Source organism: Parasegetibacter sp. NRK P23 (assembly GCF_023721715.1).
Taxonomy (GTDB): domain Bacteria; phylum Bacteroidota; class Bacteroidia; order Chitinophagales; family Chitinophagaceae; genus Parasegetibacter.
The window spans coordinates 436,951-455,690 of the sequence record NZ_JAMDLG010000001.1; the positions used below are offsets into that span (position 1 = coordinate 436,951).

Below are 18,740 nucleotides of genomic sequence, written 5' to 3' on the forward strand. Positions count from 1 at the left end.
GCAGATGTCGCATAAAAAACTTCATATCGCCTGGGATCCAATCTATGCGCATCCGTTGCCCGAAGGGCACAGGTTTCCCATGCTTAAGTACGAACTCATCCCCGGGCAGTTACAATACGAAGGCACCATCACCGCACGGCATCTTTTTTCCCCACAATGCTGTACGGATGAAACGGTATTGCTTACGCACGATGCAACCTATCTCCACAAACTCCACACACAAACCTTATCGCCCAAAGAACAACGCGCCATCGGGTTCCCACAATCTCCGGTGCTCACCCAACGTGAACTGGTCATAACCCAGGGCACGATCGATTGTTGCACACATGCTTTTAACAATGGCGTCGCCCTGAACGTTGCCGGCGGTACACACCATGCCTTCCGCGATCGTGGAGAAGGGTTTTGTCTGCTCAACGATTTCGCCGTAGCCGCCAACTATATGCTGCACACCAACAAAGCCTCCCGCATCCTGATCATTGACCTTGATGTGCACCAGGGCAACGGAACCGCGGCCCTTTTCGCTGAAGAGCCGCGTGTCTTCACTTTCAGTATGCACGGCGCGCACAATTACCCCTTCCGGAAAGAACAAAGTACACTTGATATTCCCCTGGAAGACGGCACCAATGATGACACCTATCTTACATTACTGAAAGAAAACCTCGCAAAAATCCTGGGTGAATTTCACCCTGATCTTTGTTTTTACCTATCTGGCGTGGATATCCTTTCCACGGACAAGTTCGGAAAACTGAACATTTCCATGAAAGGATGCAGCGAGCGGGACCGGCATGTATTTTCCGTTCTTCAACAACGCCAACTGCCCTGTGTGGTAGCGATGGGTGGCGGCTATTCAGCCGATGTACGCATCATCACAGAAGCGCATTGCAATACGTTCCGCCTTGCGAAAGAAGTATATGGACTGGATTAAAAACGAGCCTTAGTTCAGTTTCTTTTTCAACGAACTCACCTGCTCCTGTAAATTCGACACCAATCCTGCCAGTTGGTTCACATCCCACCGCGTTTGAACATTCGCTTTGGAAAGGATCATCTGGGCCTGCCACAATTCCAGCACCTCATCAGTGTTCACTGTATAGGGCTGGTAAGTAGGATTATCACTCACCAATGTAAGTTTATTCTTCACCCGGTTGTTCTTCATCACCCTTTTGTACACCACCCCTTCCGTCCTGGATATTACGATATACGTCTGGTTGTTCTTCACCGACTCCATATCATCCACTTTCTCTCCTACGATTACTGACCCGCTGGGGGTGGGCATCATAGAATCGCCCACAATCTCGAATGCCCTGTAATTCCCGGGGGCCAGCATCGGCAGGGTGAAGGTATTCAGCTCATCAATAAATTCGGGATCAGCATACCCGTTCAGGTAACCTGCGGCGGCCTTTACCGGAACGAAAGTGATCTCATTCTTATCAGCGGCCATTTTCTGGGCCCTTCGTTTCGCCAGGTACGACCCTTTCTGTTCGGAGAGATCACTGCGCATCAGTTCATCGAGGCTCACCTTAAAAAGGTCACTCACGGTCTCGAGTACCTCAAAACGCGGGTCTGCCCTTTCTTCTTCATAAGCGCCGAGCAGGGAGCGTTTGATCCCCAACCTCGTCGCGAATTCTTCCTGTGTAAGTCCCCGTAACTTGCGGAGGTATTTCAGGTTTTGTCCGGCTAACGACATACTAATAATTTTAGGGCAAATTACTAATTATTTTAGTTACATCAAATTATTTTTTGCTCGTACCTTTACGCGCACTACGATACCAAGCAATATGGCCACTACTAAAAAGAAGAAGACCCCGAAAGAACAGCCCATCATACTTGTAACGAACGACGACGGCATCACGGCGCCGGGCATACGCAACCTGGTGGAAGCCGTTCGCGGACTTGGCACCATTGTGGTGGTGGCGCCTGACAAACCCCAATCAGGCATGGGACACGCCATCACCATCGGGAGTCCGCTGCGTCTTTCCAAAGTTCAACTGTTTGAAGGTGTGGAAGCATGGCAATGTACCGGAACACCGGTGGATTGCGTGAAACTCGCCGTAGATAAGATACTTCACCGTAAACCTGATATCTGCGTAAGCGGCATCAACCATGGCGCGAACCACTCCATCAACGTGATCTATTCTGGTACCATGAGTGCCGCCGTGGAAGCCGCCATTGAAAGCATCCCCTCCATTGGTTTCTCCCTGCTGGATTATAGTGTGGAAGCGGATTTCAGCGGCGCAAGGCAATACGCGCGTGAAATCGTGGAAACACTGCTCAAAAAGAAGATGGACAACCACATGGTCCTGAACGTGAATATTCCGGCTATTCCCGCCCAGCTTATCAAAGGCATTCGCGTATGCCGCCAGGCTTATGGCAAATATGAAGAGGATTTCCTGGAACGCGACGACCCGCATGGCCGTAAGTATTTCTGGCTCACCGGTGAATTCAAAAACCTTGATAAGGGGAAGGATACGGATGTGTGGGCGCTTGAAAATAACTATATCAGTCTGGTACCCGTGCAATTTGACCTCACGAATTACGTTCTTAAAACCAAACTCGAAAAAACGTGGCCGTAATCAGTTTCAGGAAAGATCATTTGGGCTTTGGCATGGCACTCGGATTCCTGGCGCCATTGCTGGGCTTCCTGGCATATTATTTCATCCGCTTCTATCCCACTTTCGGATTTTCAGAATACCTCCGCGCCCTGGGCATGAACAAACCCCTGCTCACAGGCATCAGTACCATCTCACTGGTGGCGAATGTGATCCTGTTCACCATCTACATCAATACCCGTCGTGACCAAACGGCCAAAGGTATTTTTGTAGTATCATTGCTGTACGGAATCATTGTGCTGCTCTATAAAGTGATCGCTTAAGCCATTGCTGAGCCGTTCAACTAAAAAGGTTCCGCGGGCAGATGAAGTATTATATCATAGCCGGAGAAGCTTCCGGCGACCTGCATGGCAGTAACCTCATCAGATCATTGCGGAAAGAAGACCCGGCGGCAGAAGTACGCGCCTGGGGTGGCGACCTGATGGCGGAAGCAGGTGCCGATCTCGTAAAACATTACCGCGACCTCGCCTTTATGGGCTTCGTGGAAGTACTGATGAATCTGCGCACCATCTTGCGCAACCTGGATAAATGCAAAGCAGATGTGCTGGCGTACCAACCTGACGCACTCATCCTCATAGACTATCCCGGATTCAATCTCCGCATCGCCGAATGGGCCCACCAGAACGGATTTAAGGTCATTTATTATATCTCTCCGCAGGTTTGGGCCTGGAAAGAAAACAGGGTAAAGAAGATAAAACAATGCGTGGACAAGATGCTGGTAATTCTTCCCTTTGAGCAGGAATTTTATGAGAAATGGGATTATAAAGTTGAATATGTGGGCCACCCGTTAATAGAAGTGGTGCATAACAGCATAGTACAACCGAAAGATGCGCCGTTATCCGACAAACCTATTGTGGCCCTCCTCCCCGGAAGCAGGAAACAGGAAATACTCAAGAAGCTGCCGGTCATGCTGGAAGTAGCCAGGCAGTTTCCTGATCACCAGTTCATTGTAGCGAAAGCGCCCGGGCAGGAAGATGCTTTTTACACAGCCATGCTGGCACCGTATCCGAATGTAAGCAGTGTACGGAACCAGACTTACCCGCTGCTGAAGCAATCACGTGCAGCCCTGGTTACATCCGGAACGGCCACTTTGGAAACGGCCCTGTTCCATGTGCCGGAAGTGGTTTGCTATAAAGGAAATCAGCTTTCTTACTACATCGCAAGAAAGCTGATTAAGGTAAAATACATTTCGCTGGTGAACCTTATTATGGATAAGGAAGTGGTGAAAGAACTGATCCAGGATGAACTGAACCCTGAAAGCTGTACCCGGGAACTGAAAAATATCCTGGAAGATGGTCCAGAACGTACGCGTTTGCTGGAAGACTATACAACGCTCACCACACTGCTGAGTGAAGGTGGTAACGCTTCGGAAAAAGCCGCACGTTCCATCGTAACCTATCTTTCCGTTAACTGATCCAGTTACGGATCAGCCTGATCAGGATCAGGATCACCGCGGCCAGGAACATTAAGATCGATATCCGGTTCATGCCATGCATCAGCCGGATCGAACGGTTTCTGGGCGCGTTCGGATCACGCTTCTTCAGGTAAAGGTATTCTGCTATCTGTCTCCAGATTCCCATAATTACACATTTACCCGCAAAGTTCCGGTATTCTGCTCAATTCCCCAGCGGATTCATCCGTAATAACTGGCAAAGGACTTCATACAGGTTCTGGTGCCGGTGGTTGTAGCGGAACTCGGATTCTTTCAGGTGGAGATAAAGACTGGTCCTGTTCAGGCCCCTGAATTTACTGAACCTGGTTCTGGCCAGTGCCCAGAAAGTATCCAGTTCATCCACATAACCACGGGTTTTCTTCAGCATGAAAAGATTTTGGTCCACGCGCAACAACTTCCATCCATCCGGATCGATAAATGCCTGGTAACCCGCGAGGTGCTTGCTGAAATACTCGATAGAACCATTCAGCAGGTCGCCTTTTTTGAGTTTTTTCATGGCCTCACAGCCTTCCTGATCAAGGGGAAGCACCTTCACGCGTTGGTCTGAATAAGAAACGCTGAAGAAACACGGAACCCTTTCTTCCTCCATTTCTTCCACTTCTTCTTCCATACCCGCCATTAGCGCGGGTTCCTTCTTTTTCGCGAAGGCCGGATCGTTGATGCGGCAAATCTGTTCCCGGATCAGTTTGAGGTAATTGTTGATGGTTACCCTGCTGACTCCTGTAATAGTAGCAATTTCCGTGGCGGTAAGATCTTCACTGAAATACGCGAGGATCTTCTTCACCTCCTTTTCGCTCAGGTGAGCTCCTTTGAAGAATTTGTTTCTCATAGCGGCTATACTTTATAGCCGTAAACTTCCGCCAATATTCACGAAACAGATAGTTAAATTATTACTAACGGCAAGTTTCGTAGATTGAACCCGTAAAATTCAATGCTGAAAGAATCCCTGGTATTCCTGAACCCGGACATTGGTTTGGATGAACGGTAAATCAATCACTTAACAGTGTCCTTAAAAGGGCAAGCACCTTTCCCGCATCCGGCAGCATCGCTGCTTCCAGCGCCACGTTCATGGGTACCGCGGGCAGGTTCAACGCCCCCAGCACCTGTACCGGCGCATCCAGGTTTTTAAAACAGTTCAGACTTATTCTACCTGCCAGCGCCTCCGCGAATGAGTTGAGTTGTTGTTCTTCGGTAAGTACCAGGCATTTCCCGTGGCGACGCACCGTATCGTACACCAGTTGTTCATCCAGCGGGTACAAGGTCCGGAGATCAATCACTTCCACTGCTCCCTCTAATTGTTTCGCGGCCTCCATCGCCCAATGCACCCCCATGCCATAAGTGATCACGCAACATGAACGCCCTTCCTGTACTTTGTCTTCATGGGCCCTGCAAGCCACCCTTCCTTTGCCGAGCGGAACCACATAATCCGGAGCCGGTTCAGGGGTGCGAGCCGCTTCGGTTCCAGGCACTTTACTCCAGTACAATCCCTTGTGCTCCAACATGACCACGGGGTTGGGTTCGTAAAAAGCCGCTTTCATCAAACCTTTCATATCCGCGGCATTGGAAGGGTAAACCACTTTGATCCCTTTAATAGAAAGCAGCGTGGTTTCCACCGAGCCACTGTGGTAAGGACCTCCGCCGCCGTAAGCCCCAACGGGCACACGTATCAGTGTTTGAACGGGATATTTGCCGTTGGTGAGGTAACACGACTTGGCAATCTCACAAACGAGCTGGTTGATGGCGGGATAAATATAATCGCCGAACTGCACCTCCACGATGGGCTTTAAGCCAACTGCTGAGAGTCCGGCCGTTGAGCCGATGATATATGCTTCCTGAATGGCGGTATTAAAGACCCGGTGATCGCCGAACAACTCAGCAAGTGTGGCCGCTTCGCGAAAAACACCACCCAGTCTTCGCCCCACATCCTGGCCATACAACAGGCTTTCCGGCTCCGCATCCATGATTTCCCTTATCGCGAAAAGCGCGGCATCCACCATGGGTATCTTTTCCTGCGCTTGTTCATTCCTGTTACCCGACTCTTCTCTGATGGCCGCGGGCGCAAACACGTGCTCCTGCACTTTGGAAGGATCGGGTTCCGGGGCCGCTTTGGCCAACTCAAAATCATGCGCCACCAATTCTTCAGCTTCCCTCCTGATCTGCGCTAACGTATCGGGCGTTTCACCCTGTTCCAGCAATTGTTGTTCAAGTAAGATGAAAGGATCCGTTAAAGCATGTTGTTGTAGGTCTTCCGCGGACCGATAGAATTCTCTTCTGACGCCGCTGGTATGATGTCCCAGCAACGGACAGGTAGCCCTTACAAGAACAGGCGTTCTTTTTTCCCGCACCTGTGCCACCACATCCCGCATCACTTCAAAGGAACCTATAAAATCACTGCCGTCCACTTCTCTTCGTTCCAGTCCTTTAAAGCCGGCGGCATATTCCCAAGCGTTCATTGACCTGGATTCTTCTCCCCTGACACTAATGCCCCATCCATTGTCCTGCACCAGGTAGATGACCGGAAGCTGGTGAAACGCCGCGAACTGGAAAGCCTCACTCACTTCTCCTTCCGTAACGCTGCTGTCGCCAAGGGAACATACCACGATTGGCTTTTCAGCCCATCCTTCATATTTATGAAGATGCTGTTCCAGGAACTTCAGCCCCTGTGCCACACCGGTAGACGGGATCACCTGCATACCCGTGGCGCTGCTCTGGTGGATCATGGAGGGCCTGGAAGCATCATTGCTGCTGGGATGCGCATAGTAGCACCTCCCGCCACTGAATGGATCGTCCGCTTTCGCGAGCAGTTGCAGCATAAGCTCATAAGGACGGAAGCCCATGCCGAGCAGCAGTGACTCATCCCTGTAATACGGGCTCACAAAGTCCTGCGGCAGCAATTGAAACGCGGTGGCCAGTTGAATGGCTTCATGCCCTCTTGAGGTAGAATGAACATAACGACAAACGGAACGATTGGCCTCGTAAATAGCGGCCATCGCGTGAGCGGTGGCCATGAGGCGATAGGCGTGCAATACATTCATACGGACAAATCTAACAAAAACTAACAACTGTTCGCATAACAGGCAATAAAAAAGCCATTCGGGAAGAATGGCCTTTTTGAAAATTATTTTACTTCCAGTTCGAACATGCTTTCATCTTCCATGAATCCTTCCAGTTCGTCGCCCACCACACATTCTCCCACACCTGCCGGGGTACCGGTAAAGATGAGGTCGCCGATGTTTACGGAAAAGAAGTTTGAAATATAAGCGACGATCTTATCGAAGTTGTGCATCATCATAGCGGAGCTACCTTGCTGCACGAGTTCTTTGTTCTTATACAAACAGAAATTGATGTCCTTCTTATTCTTCAGGTTCGCCACGGGTACCCATTTGCCGATTACGGCGGAGTTATCCCACGACTTGGCGATTTCCCAGGGCAATCCTTTCTCCTTGCAGGTTTGCTGGATATCCCTTGCGGTGAAATCAATCCCAACGCTTACCGCGTCATAATATTTATTGGCGAATCTTTCCTGGATGTACTTTCCATTCTTGGATACCCTGAGCACCAGTTCACACTCGTAATGCAGTTCATTCGTGAATTCCGGGTAATAGAACGGTGTGTGCGCCTGCAGGAGGGCACTTTTGGGTTTCATAAAAATGATCGGATCGTCAGGTATCTCATTGCCTAATTCTTTTGCATGAGCCACATAATTTCTTCCTACGCAGAATATCTTCATATTCAAATAAGGTTATGATTAGAAAATCAACTTGGGTAAATAAAAAAGACATTGGATGAAAGGGGTTCCCGAAGGGATATTGAATATTAAAGATTCTGACAATCAGAGGGGTTTATTCATGCGAAAATATGGATTCGGCAACTAAATTCATAATTCAAATACAAGATTATTATACAAATTCATGGTTTTTTCCAGCCCCTGGAAGACAAAATCCTCCACGAGTTCCACGCAGCGGTTGATTTTCTGCTCCACAACGGGTATTTCCTGCGCTTTCCATTTGCTCAATACAAAATCAGCCTGCTTTCCCTTAGGATAATCGTTCCCGATACCGAACCGGAGTTTCGCGTAGTTGTCCGTTGCCAGGGTGGCGCTGATGTCTTTCAAACCGTTCTGCCCACCGGGGCTTCCGCTGCCCCTCAACCTGATCTTAGATAGTGGCAGCGCCAGGTCATCTACCAGTACCAGCAACTTATTTACTTCAATCTTTTCCTTGTCCATCCAGTATTTCACGGCCTTTCCACTCAGGTTCATGTAAGTGGTGGGCCTGATCACCACGAGTTTCCTGCCTTTCAATGAAATACCGGCTACTTCGGCCAGGCGTTCCGTTTGAAAGAAAGCATTGTGTTTGCGCACAAGCGCCTCCGCGATATCAAAACCGATATTGTGGCGGGTGTGCGCATACTCCTGACCGATATTCCCTAAACCGGCGATGAGAAATTTTTCCATGGGGGTAAAAATAAAAAAACCCAGCCTTACGGCTGGGTTTCGCAAACGTAAGTTCAGTTATTTCTTTCCTGCCGCTGCTTCTTCCTGCTTCAACTGACGGGTCATTACCACGGAAGCGATGGGAATACGGGGAGAGTTCAGGATTTCCATACCAGGCGCTTTCACATCTTCCACGCGGATGTTACCGTTCAGATCGAGGTCTGTAACGTCCACTTCGATGCTTTCCACCAGGTCTTTGGGAAGAGCCTTCACTTTCAGGGACTTCATTTTTGTAACGAGACGGCCACCAGCCTTCACACCTACGGAAGAACCGGTGTATTTCAGGGGCAGGGTAGCGATCACTTTCTTATCTTCTACCAGTTCCAGGAAATCAACGTGGATCAGTTCGTCGGTGATTTTGTCGAACTGCAGGTCTTTCATGATGCACCTGTAAGTTTTTCCACCCGCTTTAATTTCAGCGATTTGGAAATCCGGTGTATAAACGAGTTTTTTGAAAGCAGGCGTAGGAGCAACAAGGCTCACTTCTTCTGCACCCCCGTAAATTACAGCAGGCACGAGTCCCTCAGAGCGGTATTGGCGGGTGGCTTTTTTGCCAAACTCGGTCCTGAGTTGTCCTTCGATTGTAATTGTGTTCATTTTTTATGTTTGTTTAAAGATTCCTCAACTGTTTCTCCGCTGGCTGTGAATGAACAGGCTGTTGATGCTTCTGTTCTCAAAAGCGTTCCGGATGGCGATGGCGAAAAGATCGGCCACACTTAACACTTTTATTTTGGACGATTCCTGTTTCAGCGGGATGGTATCACAAACCACCAATTCTTCCAGCACACTGTTTTCGATGTTTTCGTAGGCTTTTCCGCTGAGTACCGGGTGTGTGCAGAGCGCTCTCACGCTTCTCGCTCCCTTATCCTTCAGCAGTCCGGCACTTTTCGCCAAGGTTCCGCCTGTATCACATATATCATCGATCAGCACCACATCTCTTCCTGCCACATCACCGATCACCACCATACTTGCGATTTCGTTGGCCCGTTTTCGGTGCTTGTCGCAGATCACCATTTCGGCTTCAAAATAACTGGCGATTTCCCTGATCCTGTTGGCGCTACCCACGTCAGGGGCCGCAAAGGTAAGGTTTTCCAGTTTAAGTTGCTCGATATAGGGAATAAAAATAGCGGAGCTGTCGAGGTGATCTACGGGGATATCAAAATACCCCTGAATCTGCGGCGCGTGGAGGTCCATGGTTACCACGCGGTTGGCGCCGGCGGCGGTGAGCATATTGGCCACAAGTTTGGAGCCAATGGCCACGCGGGGTTTATCTTTCCTGTCCTGCCGGGCGTAACCATAATACGGTATCACGGCGATCACTTTGTAGGCGGAGGCCCTTCTGGCGGCGTCGATCATGAGGAGCAGTTCCATCAGGTTGTCGGAGGGCGAGAAAGTACTTTGCACCAGGAAAACCATATCTCCGCGGATACTTTCCTGGAAAACGGTCTGGATTTCGCCGTCACTGAATTTCTGAATGGTCACTTTTCCCAGGGGGATGCCGAATTTCTGGGCAATTTTCTCGGCCAGGTACTGTGATCCGGTACCTGAAAAAATCTTGGCAGACGGTTGCATAAAAGAAGAATGTGGGGCGAAGTTACATTTCGGCTCCGCATTTTCTAAATATTAACGGAAAAAAATGAAAAATAAGCGTTTACGGGATAGATAGGTTGCTTGAAATACGGGTGGATAAAGGGCTTTCAAAAAAAGAGGCTGTACCTGCTGATACAACCTCTTCAAAAAAATTAGGCCGGCTTACTTCATGGCGGTAGCCAATACTGCCGTGGATGCGGTTGCTACCGTGGGCATTTGCTTCATATTCGCTTTAGCGAGTTCTTTTTCAACGGTTTCCTCCGGCTGGTTCAGGGCGTAAAACACGGAGGAACAGATGAATACTGAAAAGAACAGTGCTACAACATACATGCCCACACAAAACAGGATGGGATGCAAAGCGCCTAACGGGCTACGGGGTTTTCGGTTCATAGTCTTGGATATTGGGTTCGTTTCACAAATATTGGATGTTTCAAAGATAACATACCCATATACCGGTACAAGCGTAAAAACACGTTAGTTTTCCCTTGCAGTATTTAACATTTAATTGTGAATAGGTGAAAACACTGGCTAGCAAAGAGGTGCTGAAAGGATACCTTTGGGCAAAAGGAGGAAGCATGAAAGAAGAGGTGGTGGAAAAGGAACCTGAAATGGTAAAAAAGAAGCCTATCAGTGAGTGGGCGGAAGATGATAAACCCCGTGAAAAGCTGGTCAGCAAAGGGCCTTCGGCGCTGAGTGATTCCGAGTTGCTGGCGGTGTTGTTGCGGTGCGGCACGAAAGAAAAATCAGCGATTGAATTGTCGAGGGAAATATTGGATACCAGCAATAGGGAACTGGCGCAGTTGTCAAAAAAAAGTGTTTCGCAGCTGATGCGCATAAAGGGGGTAGGCAAAGCCAAAGCCGCTATGATCCTGGCAGCGCTGGAGTTCAGCCGCAGGAAGGAAGCCTCCCCTCCTGTTGACCTGCCAATGCTGAACGCGAGTATGGGTGTGGTAAAGTACCTCAGGGCACAGCTAAAAGACAAGCAGCACGAGGTATTCGGCGTGATCTACCTGAACCAGGCGAACAGGGTGAAGGGTTTCGAAATCATCAGCCTGGGCGGCATCGCGTCTACCGTGGCAGATACGAGGATCATCCTCCGGAAAGCGTTGGAAGCGGACGCTGTGGCCATGATTCTCTACCACAACCACCCGTCCGGAAGCCTGCGTCCCAGCGGGGCCGATAAAGAGCTCACCTTCAGGATCAGGGAAGCGGCGAGCTACCACGACATCAGGCTGATCGACCACATCATCGTGAGCGAGCGGGGATATTACAGTTTTGTTGAGCACGGGGCACTTTAGGAGAATGAGCGCATAGCAATTGTGGTGGAAGGTATCTGCGCTTCTTTGCTTAAGGGTTCTTAGCTTAATTACCTGGCCAAATCAGGAAGTCGAACACAAGACCCGGTTAACCTGGTTTCTGAGTTTATACACTGCCTTTGGCGTGTTATTGCCTGAAGTGTTGTTGCTTCAATTTACACCCACCATTGCCAGAGCAACTCTTAACTTCAACAGGTCAACGTTAACTTATAACAGACCAACCTCGGATTTTTGATCCAATTTCGGCTCTAATGTACCAGGCAATGGTAGAATACTACAGCCATGATTCCCATAATTTTTCAACTCCCTACCGTAATTAACGTGCATCAAGCCTCGGGAAAAGGTCCGCCGCCAAAATTAATGGGCATCTGCACTTCTTCGAGGTCCTGGATGGGACCGTTCACCGTTTCGAAACGCTTTACATTATCGGTTAGCGCTTTCATTAACCGCTTGGCGTGTTGCGGCGTGAGAATGATTCTTGATTTCACTTTACTCTTAGGTGTTCCCGGCATCACGTTCACGAAATCCACTACAAACTCCGCATGGGAATGCGTGATCACCGCGAGGTTAACGTAAACACCTTCCGCCATCTCCTCCGATATTTCAATATTGATCTGGTTCTCCTGGTTATTTTGCTGTGTCATAATGATTAAGAATTGGCTGTAAATGTATTTAAGTACCGGGATATATCAGAACAAAATCTGCCACTGTAGTGAAAGTTCTGTCCTGCCTTTTCCCTGTATGGTATTGTACCCTGAACCGGTTTCCGTGACATCCTGCTTGCTGGTATGGGCCACGCGGAACCAACATTGAAAAGACTTCCTGAACTTGTAAGTGAACATAAGATAATATCTCCACCCCTTCCCATAAAAAGCGGGAACACCCTGCTGAAATGGAATATCTTTCTCAAGCGCGTACATACGGGTATTGTAACTCTCCGTTTGAAAATATTGTATTCTGCCATCCAGGTGGTACGATTTCCCCGGAGGCGTCCATCTCGTTTCGGCCAGCCACAAACTACCGGTTTCGGGTTTGTTGCCGCTATCTTTCCAATGGACGTATTCAAACCTTGTTCTGTAGTGCCATTCACGATCCTGAACTACCGACCAGTACAGTTTTAACCCATTGACCAGCCTTTCTTCCGGTGTTTCCATCAGAACATCCATCCTTCCATTGTTCTGACTTGCGGATGAAAACCTGTAAGTGACCCGCCATTCTGAATTCCTGTCCGGCTTACCGGTGACCTGTATCCTGAAAGCGGAACCCGTACCCGGAGCGCTGACTCGGTATTTCAACCAGGGGTGGTAATACACATCTCCCCATACATCCAACACCATGCGGAATGGCGATATGTATTTCAGTCCTGTGTACATCCCAAATTCATTTGATGGTTTGGAGGAGGCCCCGAATATGCTTCCGTTCCAAACATTATATCCCGATGAGACCGCACGCAAAGCTACCGCCAATTCAACGGCCCGGTAAGGCGTCATCAGCAACCCGCCGGTGAATGCCAGCTTTCGCCGGGCATCTGCCGCACACTCTCCGAACAGGTACGCAACCTTCCCTACGTACGATACGTATATGGAAAACGCATGTTGGTTACTGGTATTTTTTCTCAACACCTGGTATGGTTCACCACCATCCTTCAGTGGATGCTGCCAATGCCATCCGGCCCAGTTCAATGCCAACTTCAGTTTTTTCTGTTCCCATTGCACGATACCGCCCATTGCCCACAATTCCAGTTTGCCTTTTCTATCCATCTCTGTGGTTGTTCTGTAGGTTCCGGCCAGATTCAGTGCAGATGCTTCCGTTGCGCCAGGGCCTGTTACATCAATCGAGGCACCCAGCCTGCGTAAACCAGTATAGCCGGTAAATGAAATGTTCCCGGTTTTATATATCATAGCCACACCTCTGTAAAACTGAAGTTCTCCGGCTGATGTATGTGCTTTTATCGGCTGCGCCTGTCTGAATACCGCAGCCGAATTCCCGCCGGGTCCCGCCCCCATGCCCTGCCATTGGATTAAACCCTGTCCCATGTTTATGGAGAAATCGCCCAGGTTCAGTTGCGAAATACCCTTCCAGTTCGTCAACTGCAGGTGCGCCGACATAAACCCGTTCAGCTTTCCGCGGGCGAGAAACATTTCACCGGCATCCTTCTCCAGTGTAACACCCCATTGCAGCGATCGTTTGTATTGGTACCTGTACCTTACCTGCCATTTTTCCGGAGCACCTGCGTAAACAGGAGGATTGCTTTCTTCCGAAAGAAATCCCCGTGCGCGTTGCACGACACGGCCAGCCGCCATCGACAACCGCCTTTCTCCCTTCTTCCACCTTAACTTCCAGGGCACGTCCTCTTCCTGCACCCACCGCAGGTATGGCTTAAGTTTCCTGATCAGCGCCACATCCCAACCCGGTATGGCCTGCAATTCATATATTCCCAGGATCGGACCAAATAAAGCCCTATACGTCAGCAACCGGGATATCTGCCAATCTGAAAGCCAGGGAATCAACACCATTTCTTCGCGTTCCGCCCTGTTCAGGTTAATCCCCCGCCTTTCCAGCTCCTGGAGCTGCTCCTGCCAGTTGAACTCCACCTCTTCTTCCCCACTGTTCATCGCCGCTTCTTCCAGCTGTTGCTCTAACTCCAGTTCCGCTTCCTGCGCCGGGCAAAAGAAAGAAATCAGGCAATACATCAACCCCAACAATCCCTTTCTCATAGTCTTTTGCTGTTAATATGTATGGCCAACGAAGACGAAAATCCCATTGGAAAATGGAGTCTCCCACCCGCTTCAATAGCACAGTTCCCATAAAACAGTCCAAAGCCTGCAAAAAGAACCTGGCTCCCCGTTAGCCATCCTGCCTTCGCCCAAACTTTTTCAGCGGGCATCACCTGAAGGCCAAGAAAAGCTGCGGTTGCCTGATCTTCTTCTGTAATCAACAGGCATTTTATATTGAAGTACTTACCGGGGGCAAAAAGCAATCCTGTTCTCAGCAGCAATGGAGGACGCCATTCTAGAGGTACCGACCATGGATTTTCCAGCGTGGCCGTAAATATCCAGGAATGGTTAATCTTCCGGCACAATCCAATACTGTAATGCGGCCATCGCGCACCTTCCATGCCCATGGCCCGAAGCATTCCCATGCCCGCCGTTGTACCGACCCGCCAGCCCGCTCCCAGGCTCTTTGAAGCACCCAATAAAAAATCAACTCTTTTCAATTCAGTGTTTCCTCCCGCATGAACACCTCCAAACCACGCCTCGTCACCAGTATTGAAGCAGGCGGCCACTTGACTGAAATGAATGCCCGCGCCAATCCCCGGAACATGGTGCGCGAGCGCCCCTCCCCAACCCTTTTCCGGCACGGCAAGTCCGGGTTCAAACAAAAGCTGGCGCACATCGAACACAGGAGTCCTCAATCCCTGCGGCGGATCAAAGTAAGCCGTTTGAACCCGGACAGATTGCCCCTCCACACCTAAAAAATAAAAGCAACACCACCACAGCAACCAAGATTTTTTCATCCCTTCATTTTTTCAGTTTCACAAATATTTCTCCGGAAGGCAGCTTCCAAAAGCCCGCTTCCGCCCGGATCAATTTCTTCCGGACCAGGGCAAGTTAGACCGCATCGGTTGCCGCCACAACCGTTTTTTTCTTTTCTTTCAAGGGTTTAAACACCTAACTTTGCGCCATGCAATTACTCGATGGAAAAGTTGCCTCACAGGCAATAAAGGAAGACCTGAAGATCAAAGTGGCCCAACTGGTAACACAGGGCAAAAAAACGCCGCACCTGGCCGCGATTCTGGTAGGCAGCAACGGCGCCAGCGAAACCTATGTGGCCAGTAAAGTGAAAAACTGCGCCGAACTGGGCTTCAAATCAACCCTGATCCGCTTCGAGGAAAGCGTGAACGAATTCATCCTGCTCGACAAAATCAGGGAACTCAACGAAGACAAAGACGTGGATGGCATCCTCGTTCAACTTCCCCTTCCCGCCCATATTTCCGACGAAAAAGTGATCAACACCATCCATCCTTCCAAAGATGTGGACGGCTTTCACCCGGAAAGCGCGGGCAAAATGATGCAGGGCCTGCCCACCTTTCTCCCCGCCACCCCCTACGGCATCATGCTGATGCTGGAACATTATAATATAGATACCAAAGGTAAACATGCGGTGGTGATTGGCCGCAGCAACATCGTAGGTCGCCCCATGAGCGTGCTCCTCAGCAGCAACCACCCACAAGGCAACTGTACGGTAACGATCACCCATTCGCATACGAAGAACCTCGCGGAACTTTGCCGGAACGCGGATATTATCGTTGCCGCACTCGGAAAACCCGAATTCCTGACCGCCGATATGGTGAAAGATGGCGCCATCATTATTGATGTGGGTATTACGCGGGTGGCCGACGCTTCCAAAAAAACTGGTTTCCGCATTGCAGGAGACGTAGCCTTCGCTGAAGTGGCCCCCAAAGCATCCTATATCACTCCGGTTCCCGGTGGTGTTGGCCTGATGACCATCGCCGCCCTGATGCGCAATACTTACAACGCCTGCATCGCGAAAAACGAAGCGGAAGAAGAAGACTAATAATGAACACTACTGCTCATATCACCACACAACTTCCCTTGATGGAAGCCTTTTACACCCTGCAGGGTGAAGGCTATCACCAGGGAAAGGCCGCCTATTTCATCCGCCTCGGCGGCTGCGATGTGGGCTGCGTTTGGTGTGATGTGAAGGAAAGCTGGGACGCCTCAAAACATCCTCTGGTACCGATCAGTGAGATGGTGGCTGAAGCCGCAAAGTTCCCTGGCAGGTTGGCCGTTATTACAGGCGGAGAACCACTCATGCACCCGCTGGATGAACTGACGGAAGCCCTGCACGAAGCCGGTTTTCAAACCAATATTGAAACTTCCGGCTCCAGCCCGGTCTCCGGGAAATGGGACTGGATCTGCTTCTCCCCGAAAAAGTTCAAGCCCCCAGTAGACGAGATTCTTCCGCTCGCCCATGAACTGAAAGTGGTCGTATTCCATAAATCGGATTTCGAATGGGCCGAGCACTGGGCGGAAAAAATGAGCCCATCCTGTAAACTTTATCTTCAGCCGGAATGGGATAAAGCCGAAAAAATGACCCCGCTTATCGTGGATTACATTAAGGAAAATCCCCAATGGGGACTTTCTTTGCAGACCCATAAATACATTAACGTACCCTAAGCGTTAAAGGACCGCTATTTTTCCTCCCTTTCCGGAATATTTTTTGAATAGCTTCGTTAGTAGTAGATCATTATGCTTATCCACATAAAAGCTATTCATTCTAAAAAAAGCCGATGAAAAATATCCTGGTCGCCTTGCTGTTTATTTTACTGGTACAGCATGCCGCAGTGGCGCAGTATAATCCTGAGAAAGTCAATAAAAAAGCCGTTCAGCAATATGAACTTGCCATGAGCAAGGCTTCGGAAGAAGGATTAACAGAAGCGATGAAGCATCTTGAAAACGCCTTGCGCATCGATCCGAAGTATATGGATGCGCATCTTTCACTGGCAGGCATATACGGAGAATTCAAGCAATATGAGAAGGCTGTGCTGTCTTATGAAAAGGCCAGGTCGCTGGATGCCGCGTATTTCCTGGAATACAACCTTCCCTACTCCATCAATCTGGCGGGAAAAGGCGATTTTGAAAAAGCGCTGAAAGCGGTGGATGAATTCCTCACCATTTCAAACCTGAATGAAACGTCCAGGAAAGCCGGCGAATACCGAAAAAAATGCTACAGCTTCGCGATCAGTTATCAGGAAAAGCATCCGGGTGAAAATTACCTGTTCTCGCCCGTGAATATGGGCGCAGGCATCAATTCGAAAGATGCGGAGTATTTTCCATCGCTCACTGTTGACCGCAAACAACTTGTATTCACGCGCCGGATCAACAATTATAATGAAGATTTTTACGAAAGTGAACTGCTGGAAAACAAGTGGGGACCGGCAAAGGGATTAACCGGAGCCATCAACACTAACCTTAATGAAGGCGCGCAGAACATTTCACAAGACGGGCAAATGCTGGTATTTACCGGATGCAATTTTGAAATTGGATTCGGCAGTTGCGACCTGTACTATTCCATCCGGACAAAAAACGGCTGGAGTGAACCGATGAACATGGGCAGGAACATCAATACGGAATTCTGGGAATCGCAACCCTGTCTTTCCCCGGATAAAACTGCGCTTTATTTTGCCGCAAGAAGGCCCGATGGATTTGGCGGAAGCGATATTTATGTGAGCAAACGCATGGCCAACGGGCAATGGAGCGAACCGGAGAACCTGGGTCCCGGCATTAATACCATCGGAGATGAAAGTTGTCCTTTTTTACATGCTGACAATGAGACCATGTATTTTATGTCGAACGGCCACCAGGGATATGGCGGAGATGATCTTTTCCTGGCGAGAAGAAAGCCGGACGGCACCTGGGGTACACCTGAAAATCTCGGTTACCCCATCAATACCATTGAAAATGAAGGAAGCCTGTTTATCGCATCGGATGGGAAAACGGCTTATTACGCCAGCGACCGCAGCGACAGCTATGGCGCACTGGATCTCTATACTTTTCAATTACGGGAAAACATAAGACCCGCCGCCACCACATGGATCAAGGGCCAGGTGTTCGATGTAAAAAATAAGTCTGGCCTGCCCTCCACCATTGAACTCACCGACCTGACCTCGGGCCGCGTGGTTTCCAGATTACAAACTGATGAAGACGGCAACTACCTTTCTACCTTGCCTGTTGGAAAGAATTTTGCCTTCTCCGTAAACAGGAAGGGCTATTTGTTTTATTCTGAAAATTTCGCCATCAGTACTAACGATCCCGATAGCGCCTATACAAGAAATATCCCGCTTCAGCCATTTGAAAAAAATGCGAAACTGGTGCTGAACAACATCTTCTTTGATGTGAACAAATACGAACTGAAACCTGAATCCAGAGTAGAATTAGACAAGCTGGTTGCACTTCTGAAAGAGAACCCCGGCATGAAGATCAGGATCAACGGGCATACCGATAATACCGGCAATAAAGCCGACAACCAAAAACTTTCTGAGAACCGTGCAAGGGTGATATACCTCTACCTTACCGATCAGTTCGTAGCGAAGGAAAGGCTCAGCTACAAAGGCTTTGGGGATACTGAACCCATCGCGGAAAATGATACGGAAGCTGGAAGGGCACGCAACCGAAGAACGGAAATGGAAATCATTGAGGTGGCCGACAAATAATTCAATAGGTGAAAAAACGCGTTAAAACCGTGATTTCACCTAT

General features: G+C 49.3%; 20 protein-coding genes. 8 read left to right on the plus strand and 12 right to left on the minus strand.

Annotated features, from left to right (window positions below; genetic code table 11):
* Positions 1–4: 4 nt before the first annotated feature.
* Entirely contained in the window at positions 5–925 is a 921-nt protein-coding gene (locus M4J38_RS01665) for a histone deacetylase (protein ID WP_251757783.1), read from the plus strand.
* Between the two features lie 9 nt (positions 926–934).
* Here the strand turns inward: M4J38_RS01665 and M4J38_RS01670 are convergent, their stop codons facing one another.
* Positions 935–1,684, minus strand: coding sequence for a LexA family transcriptional regulator (locus tag M4J38_RS01670; protein WP_251757784.1), 750 nt, complete (start codon positions 1,682–1,684; stop codon positions 935–937).
* Positions 1,685–1,775: 91 nt separating this feature from the next.
* On the opposite strand from M4J38_RS01670, the gene surE reads away from it, so the two are divergent.
* The 3 genes from surE to lpxB are packed head-to-tail and all read left to right on the plus strand — an operon-like array spanning position 1,776 to position 4,020.
* Complete coding sequence (gene surE / locus M4J38_RS01675; protein WP_251757785.1) at positions 1,776–2,570, plus strand: 5'/3'-nucleotidase SurE; 795 nt, start codon at positions 1,776–1,778, stop codon at positions 2,568–2,570.
* The gene (locus M4J38_RS01680) at positions 2,561–2,869 is read left to right on the plus strand and encodes a hypothetical protein (protein ID WP_251757786.1); all 309 of its coding nucleotides are present in this window, start codon (positions 2,561–2,563) and stop codon (positions 2,867–2,869) included. Before surE ends, M4J38_RS01680 begins: the two co-directional genes overlap by 10 nt.
* 41 nt (positions 2,870–2,910) lie before the next feature.
* Complete coding sequence (gene lpxB / locus M4J38_RS01685; protein ID WP_251757787.1) at positions 2,911–4,020, plus strand: lipid-A-disaccharide synthase; 1,110 nt, start codon at positions 2,911–2,913, stop codon at positions 4,018–4,020.
* Here lpxB and M4J38_RS01690 read toward each other — a convergent pair.
* The 8 genes from M4J38_RS01690 to M4J38_RS01725 form a co-directional block, all read right to left on the minus strand.
* A complete protein-coding gene (locus M4J38_RS01690; RefSeq protein WP_251757788.1) occupies positions 4,013–4,186 on the minus strand; it encodes a DUF6728 family protein in 174 nt (57 codons plus the stop codon). The genes lpxB and M4J38_RS01690 overlap by 8 nt on opposite strands.
* Positions 4,187–4,222: 36 nt before the next feature.
* The gene (locus M4J38_RS01695; RefSeq protein ID WP_251757789.1) at positions 4,223–4,888 is read right to left on the minus strand and encodes an HTH domain-containing protein; all 666 of its coding nucleotides are present in this window, start codon (positions 4,886–4,888) and stop codon (positions 4,223–4,225) included.
* 160 nt (positions 4,889–5,048) lie between these two features.
* Positions 5,049–7,094, minus strand: a complete 2,046-nt coding sequence (locus M4J38_RS01700; protein WP_251757790.1) for a thiamine pyrophosphate-dependent enzyme — start codon at positions 7,092–7,094, stop codon at positions 5,049–5,051.
* 83 nt (positions 7,095–7,177) lie between these two features.
* Positions 7,178–7,789 (minus strand): fumarylacetoacetate hydrolase family protein, encoded by a 612-nt coding sequence (locus tag M4J38_RS01705; RefSeq protein WP_251757791.1) that lies wholly within the window; start codon positions 7,787–7,789, stop codon positions 7,178–7,180.
* Positions 7,790–7,936: 147 nt separating this feature from the next.
* The gene (pth, locus tag M4J38_RS01710) at positions 7,937–8,515 is read right to left on the minus strand and encodes an aminoacyl-tRNA hydrolase (protein WP_251757792.1); all 579 of its coding nucleotides are present in this window, start codon (positions 8,513–8,515) and stop codon (positions 7,937–7,939) included.
* Between the two features lie 57 nt (positions 8,516–8,572).
* Positions 8,573–9,151 carry a 50S ribosomal protein L25 gene (locus M4J38_RS01715; protein ID WP_251757793.1) on the minus strand — a complete coding sequence of 193 codons (579 nt, stop codon included), beginning with the start codon at positions 9,149–9,151 and terminating at the stop codon, positions 8,573–8,575.
* Positions 9,152–9,175: 24 nt separating this feature from the next.
* Positions 9,176–10,126 carry a ribose-phosphate pyrophosphokinase gene (locus tag M4J38_RS01720; RefSeq protein ID WP_251757794.1) on the minus strand — a complete coding sequence of 317 codons (951 nt, stop codon included), beginning with the start codon at positions 10,124–10,126 and terminating at the stop codon, positions 9,176–9,178.
* Positions 10,127–10,306: 180 nt separating this feature from the next.
* On the minus strand, positions 10,307–10,534 hold the full coding sequence (locus tag M4J38_RS01725; RefSeq protein WP_251757795.1) for a hypothetical protein: 228 nt from the start codon (positions 10,532–10,534) through the stop codon (positions 10,307–10,309).
* A gap of 125 nt (positions 10,535–10,659) precedes the next feature.
* Between M4J38_RS01725 and radC the strand changes: the two genes are divergently transcribed.
* Positions 10,660–11,442: a DNA repair protein RadC gene (gene radC / locus M4J38_RS01730; RefSeq protein WP_251757796.1), complete on the plus strand. Its 783-nt coding sequence runs from the start codon at positions 10,660–10,662 to the stop codon at positions 11,440–11,442.
* Between the two features lie 344 nt (positions 11,443–11,786).
* Here radC and M4J38_RS01735 read toward each other — a convergent pair whose 3' ends face one another.
* From M4J38_RS01735 to M4J38_RS01745, 3 genes are read right to left on the minus strand one after another with little or no spacing between them, the layout of a single operon-like run.
* On the minus strand, positions 11,787–12,146 hold the full coding sequence (locus M4J38_RS01735) for a DUF3467 domain-containing protein (RefSeq protein ID WP_374662827.1): 360 nt from the start codon (positions 12,144–12,146) through the stop codon (positions 11,787–11,789).
* A gap of 3 nt (positions 12,147–12,149) precedes the next feature.
* Complete coding sequence (locus M4J38_RS01740) at positions 12,150–14,177, minus strand: helix-hairpin-helix domain-containing protein (RefSeq protein WP_251757798.1); 2,028 nt, start codon at positions 14,175–14,177, stop codon at positions 12,150–12,152.
* Positions 14,174–14,977, minus strand: coding sequence for a hypothetical protein (locus M4J38_RS01745; protein ID WP_251757799.1), 804 nt, complete (start codon positions 14,975–14,977; stop codon positions 14,174–14,176). The genes M4J38_RS01740 and M4J38_RS01745 overlap by 4 nt, the downstream gene beginning before the upstream one ends.
* A gap of 167 nt (positions 14,978–15,144) precedes the next feature.
* Here M4J38_RS01745 and M4J38_RS01750 point away from each other — a divergent pair, with 167 nt between their 5' ends.
* The 3 genes from M4J38_RS01750 (at position 15,145) to M4J38_RS01760 (ending at position 18,697) form a co-directional block, all read left to right on the plus strand.
* The gene (locus M4J38_RS01750; protein ID WP_251757800.1) at positions 15,145–16,038 is read left to right on the plus strand and encodes a bifunctional 5,10-methylenetetrahydrofolate dehydrogenase/5,10-methenyltetrahydrofolate cyclohydrolase; all 894 of its coding nucleotides are present in this window, start codon (positions 15,145–15,147) and stop codon (positions 16,036–16,038) included.
* Between the two features lie 2 nt (positions 16,039–16,040).
* On the plus strand, positions 16,041–16,661 hold the full coding sequence (locus M4J38_RS01755; RefSeq protein ID WP_251757801.1) for a 7-carboxy-7-deazaguanine synthase QueE: 621 nt from the start codon (positions 16,041–16,043) through the stop codon (positions 16,659–16,661).
* Positions 16,662–16,774: 113 nt separating this feature from the next.
* The gene (locus M4J38_RS01760) at positions 16,775–18,697 is read left to right on the plus strand and encodes an OmpA family protein (RefSeq protein WP_251757802.1); all 1,923 of its coding nucleotides are present in this window, start codon (positions 16,775–16,777) and stop codon (positions 18,695–18,697) included.
* Positions 18,698–18,740: the final 43 nt, after the last annotated feature.

Excerpts from the sequence above, each read along its gene's own strand:
- M4J38_RS01665 (WP_251757783.1), top strand. The coding sequence starts at position 5 with ATGTCGCATAAAAAACTTCATATCGCCTGGGATCCAATCTATGCGCAT.
- M4J38_RS01670 (WP_251757784.1), bottom strand. The coding sequence starts at position 1,684 with ATGTCGTTAGCCGGACAAAACCTGAAATACCTCCGCAAGTTACGGGGA.
- surE (WP_251757785.1), top strand. The coding sequence starts at position 1,776 with ATGGCCACTACTAAAAAGAAGAAGACCCCGAAAGAACAGCCCATCATA.
- lpxB (WP_251757787.1), top strand. The coding sequence starts at position 2,911 with ATGAAGTATTATATCATAGCCGGAGAAGCTTCCGGCGACCTGCATGGC.
- M4J38_RS01690 (WP_251757788.1), bottom strand. The coding sequence starts at position 4,186 with ATGGGAATCTGGAGACAGATAGCAGAATACCTTTACCTGAAGAAGCGT.
- M4J38_RS01695 (WP_251757789.1), bottom strand. The coding sequence starts at position 4,888 with ATGAGAAACAAATTCTTCAAAGGAGCTCACCTGAGCGAAAAGGAGGTG.
- M4J38_RS01700 (WP_251757790.1), bottom strand. The coding sequence starts at position 7,094 with ATGAATGTATTGCACGCCTATCGCCTCATGGCCACCGCTCACGCGATG.
- M4J38_RS01705 (WP_251757791.1), bottom strand. The coding sequence starts at position 7,789 with ATGAAGATATTCTGCGTAGGAAGAAATTATGTGGCTCATGCAAAAGAA.
- pth (WP_251757792.1), bottom strand. The coding sequence starts at position 8,515 with ATGGAAAAATTTCTCATCGCCGGTTTAGGGAATATCGGTCAGGAGTAT.
- M4J38_RS01715 (WP_251757793.1), bottom strand. The coding sequence starts at position 9,151 with ATGAACACAATTACAATCGAAGGACAACTCAGGACCGAGTTTGGCAAA.
- M4J38_RS01720 (WP_251757794.1), bottom strand. The coding sequence starts at position 10,126 with ATGCAACCGTCTGCCAAGATTTTTTCAGGTACCGGATCACAGTACCTG.
- M4J38_RS01725 (WP_251757795.1), bottom strand. The coding sequence starts at position 10,534 with ATGAACCGAAAACCCCGTAGCCCGTTAGGCGCTTTGCATCCCATCCTG.
- M4J38_RS01740 (WP_251757798.1), bottom strand. The coding sequence starts at position 14,177 with ATGAGAAAGGGATTGTTGGGGTTGATGTATTGCCTGATTTCTTTCTTT.
- M4J38_RS01745 (WP_251757799.1), bottom strand. The coding sequence starts at position 14,977 with ATGAAAAAATCTTGGTTGCTGTGGTGGTGTTGCTTTTATTTTTTAGGT.
- M4J38_RS01750 (WP_251757800.1), top strand. The coding sequence starts at position 15,145 with ATGCAATTACTCGATGGAAAAGTTGCCTCACAGGCAATAAAGGAAGAC.
- M4J38_RS01755 (WP_251757801.1), top strand. The coding sequence starts at position 16,041 with ATGAACACTACTGCTCATATCACCACACAACTTCCCTTGATGGAAGCC.
- M4J38_RS01760 (WP_251757802.1), top strand. The coding sequence starts at position 16,775 with ATGAAAAATATCCTGGTCGCCTTGCTGTTTATTTTACTGGTACAGCAT.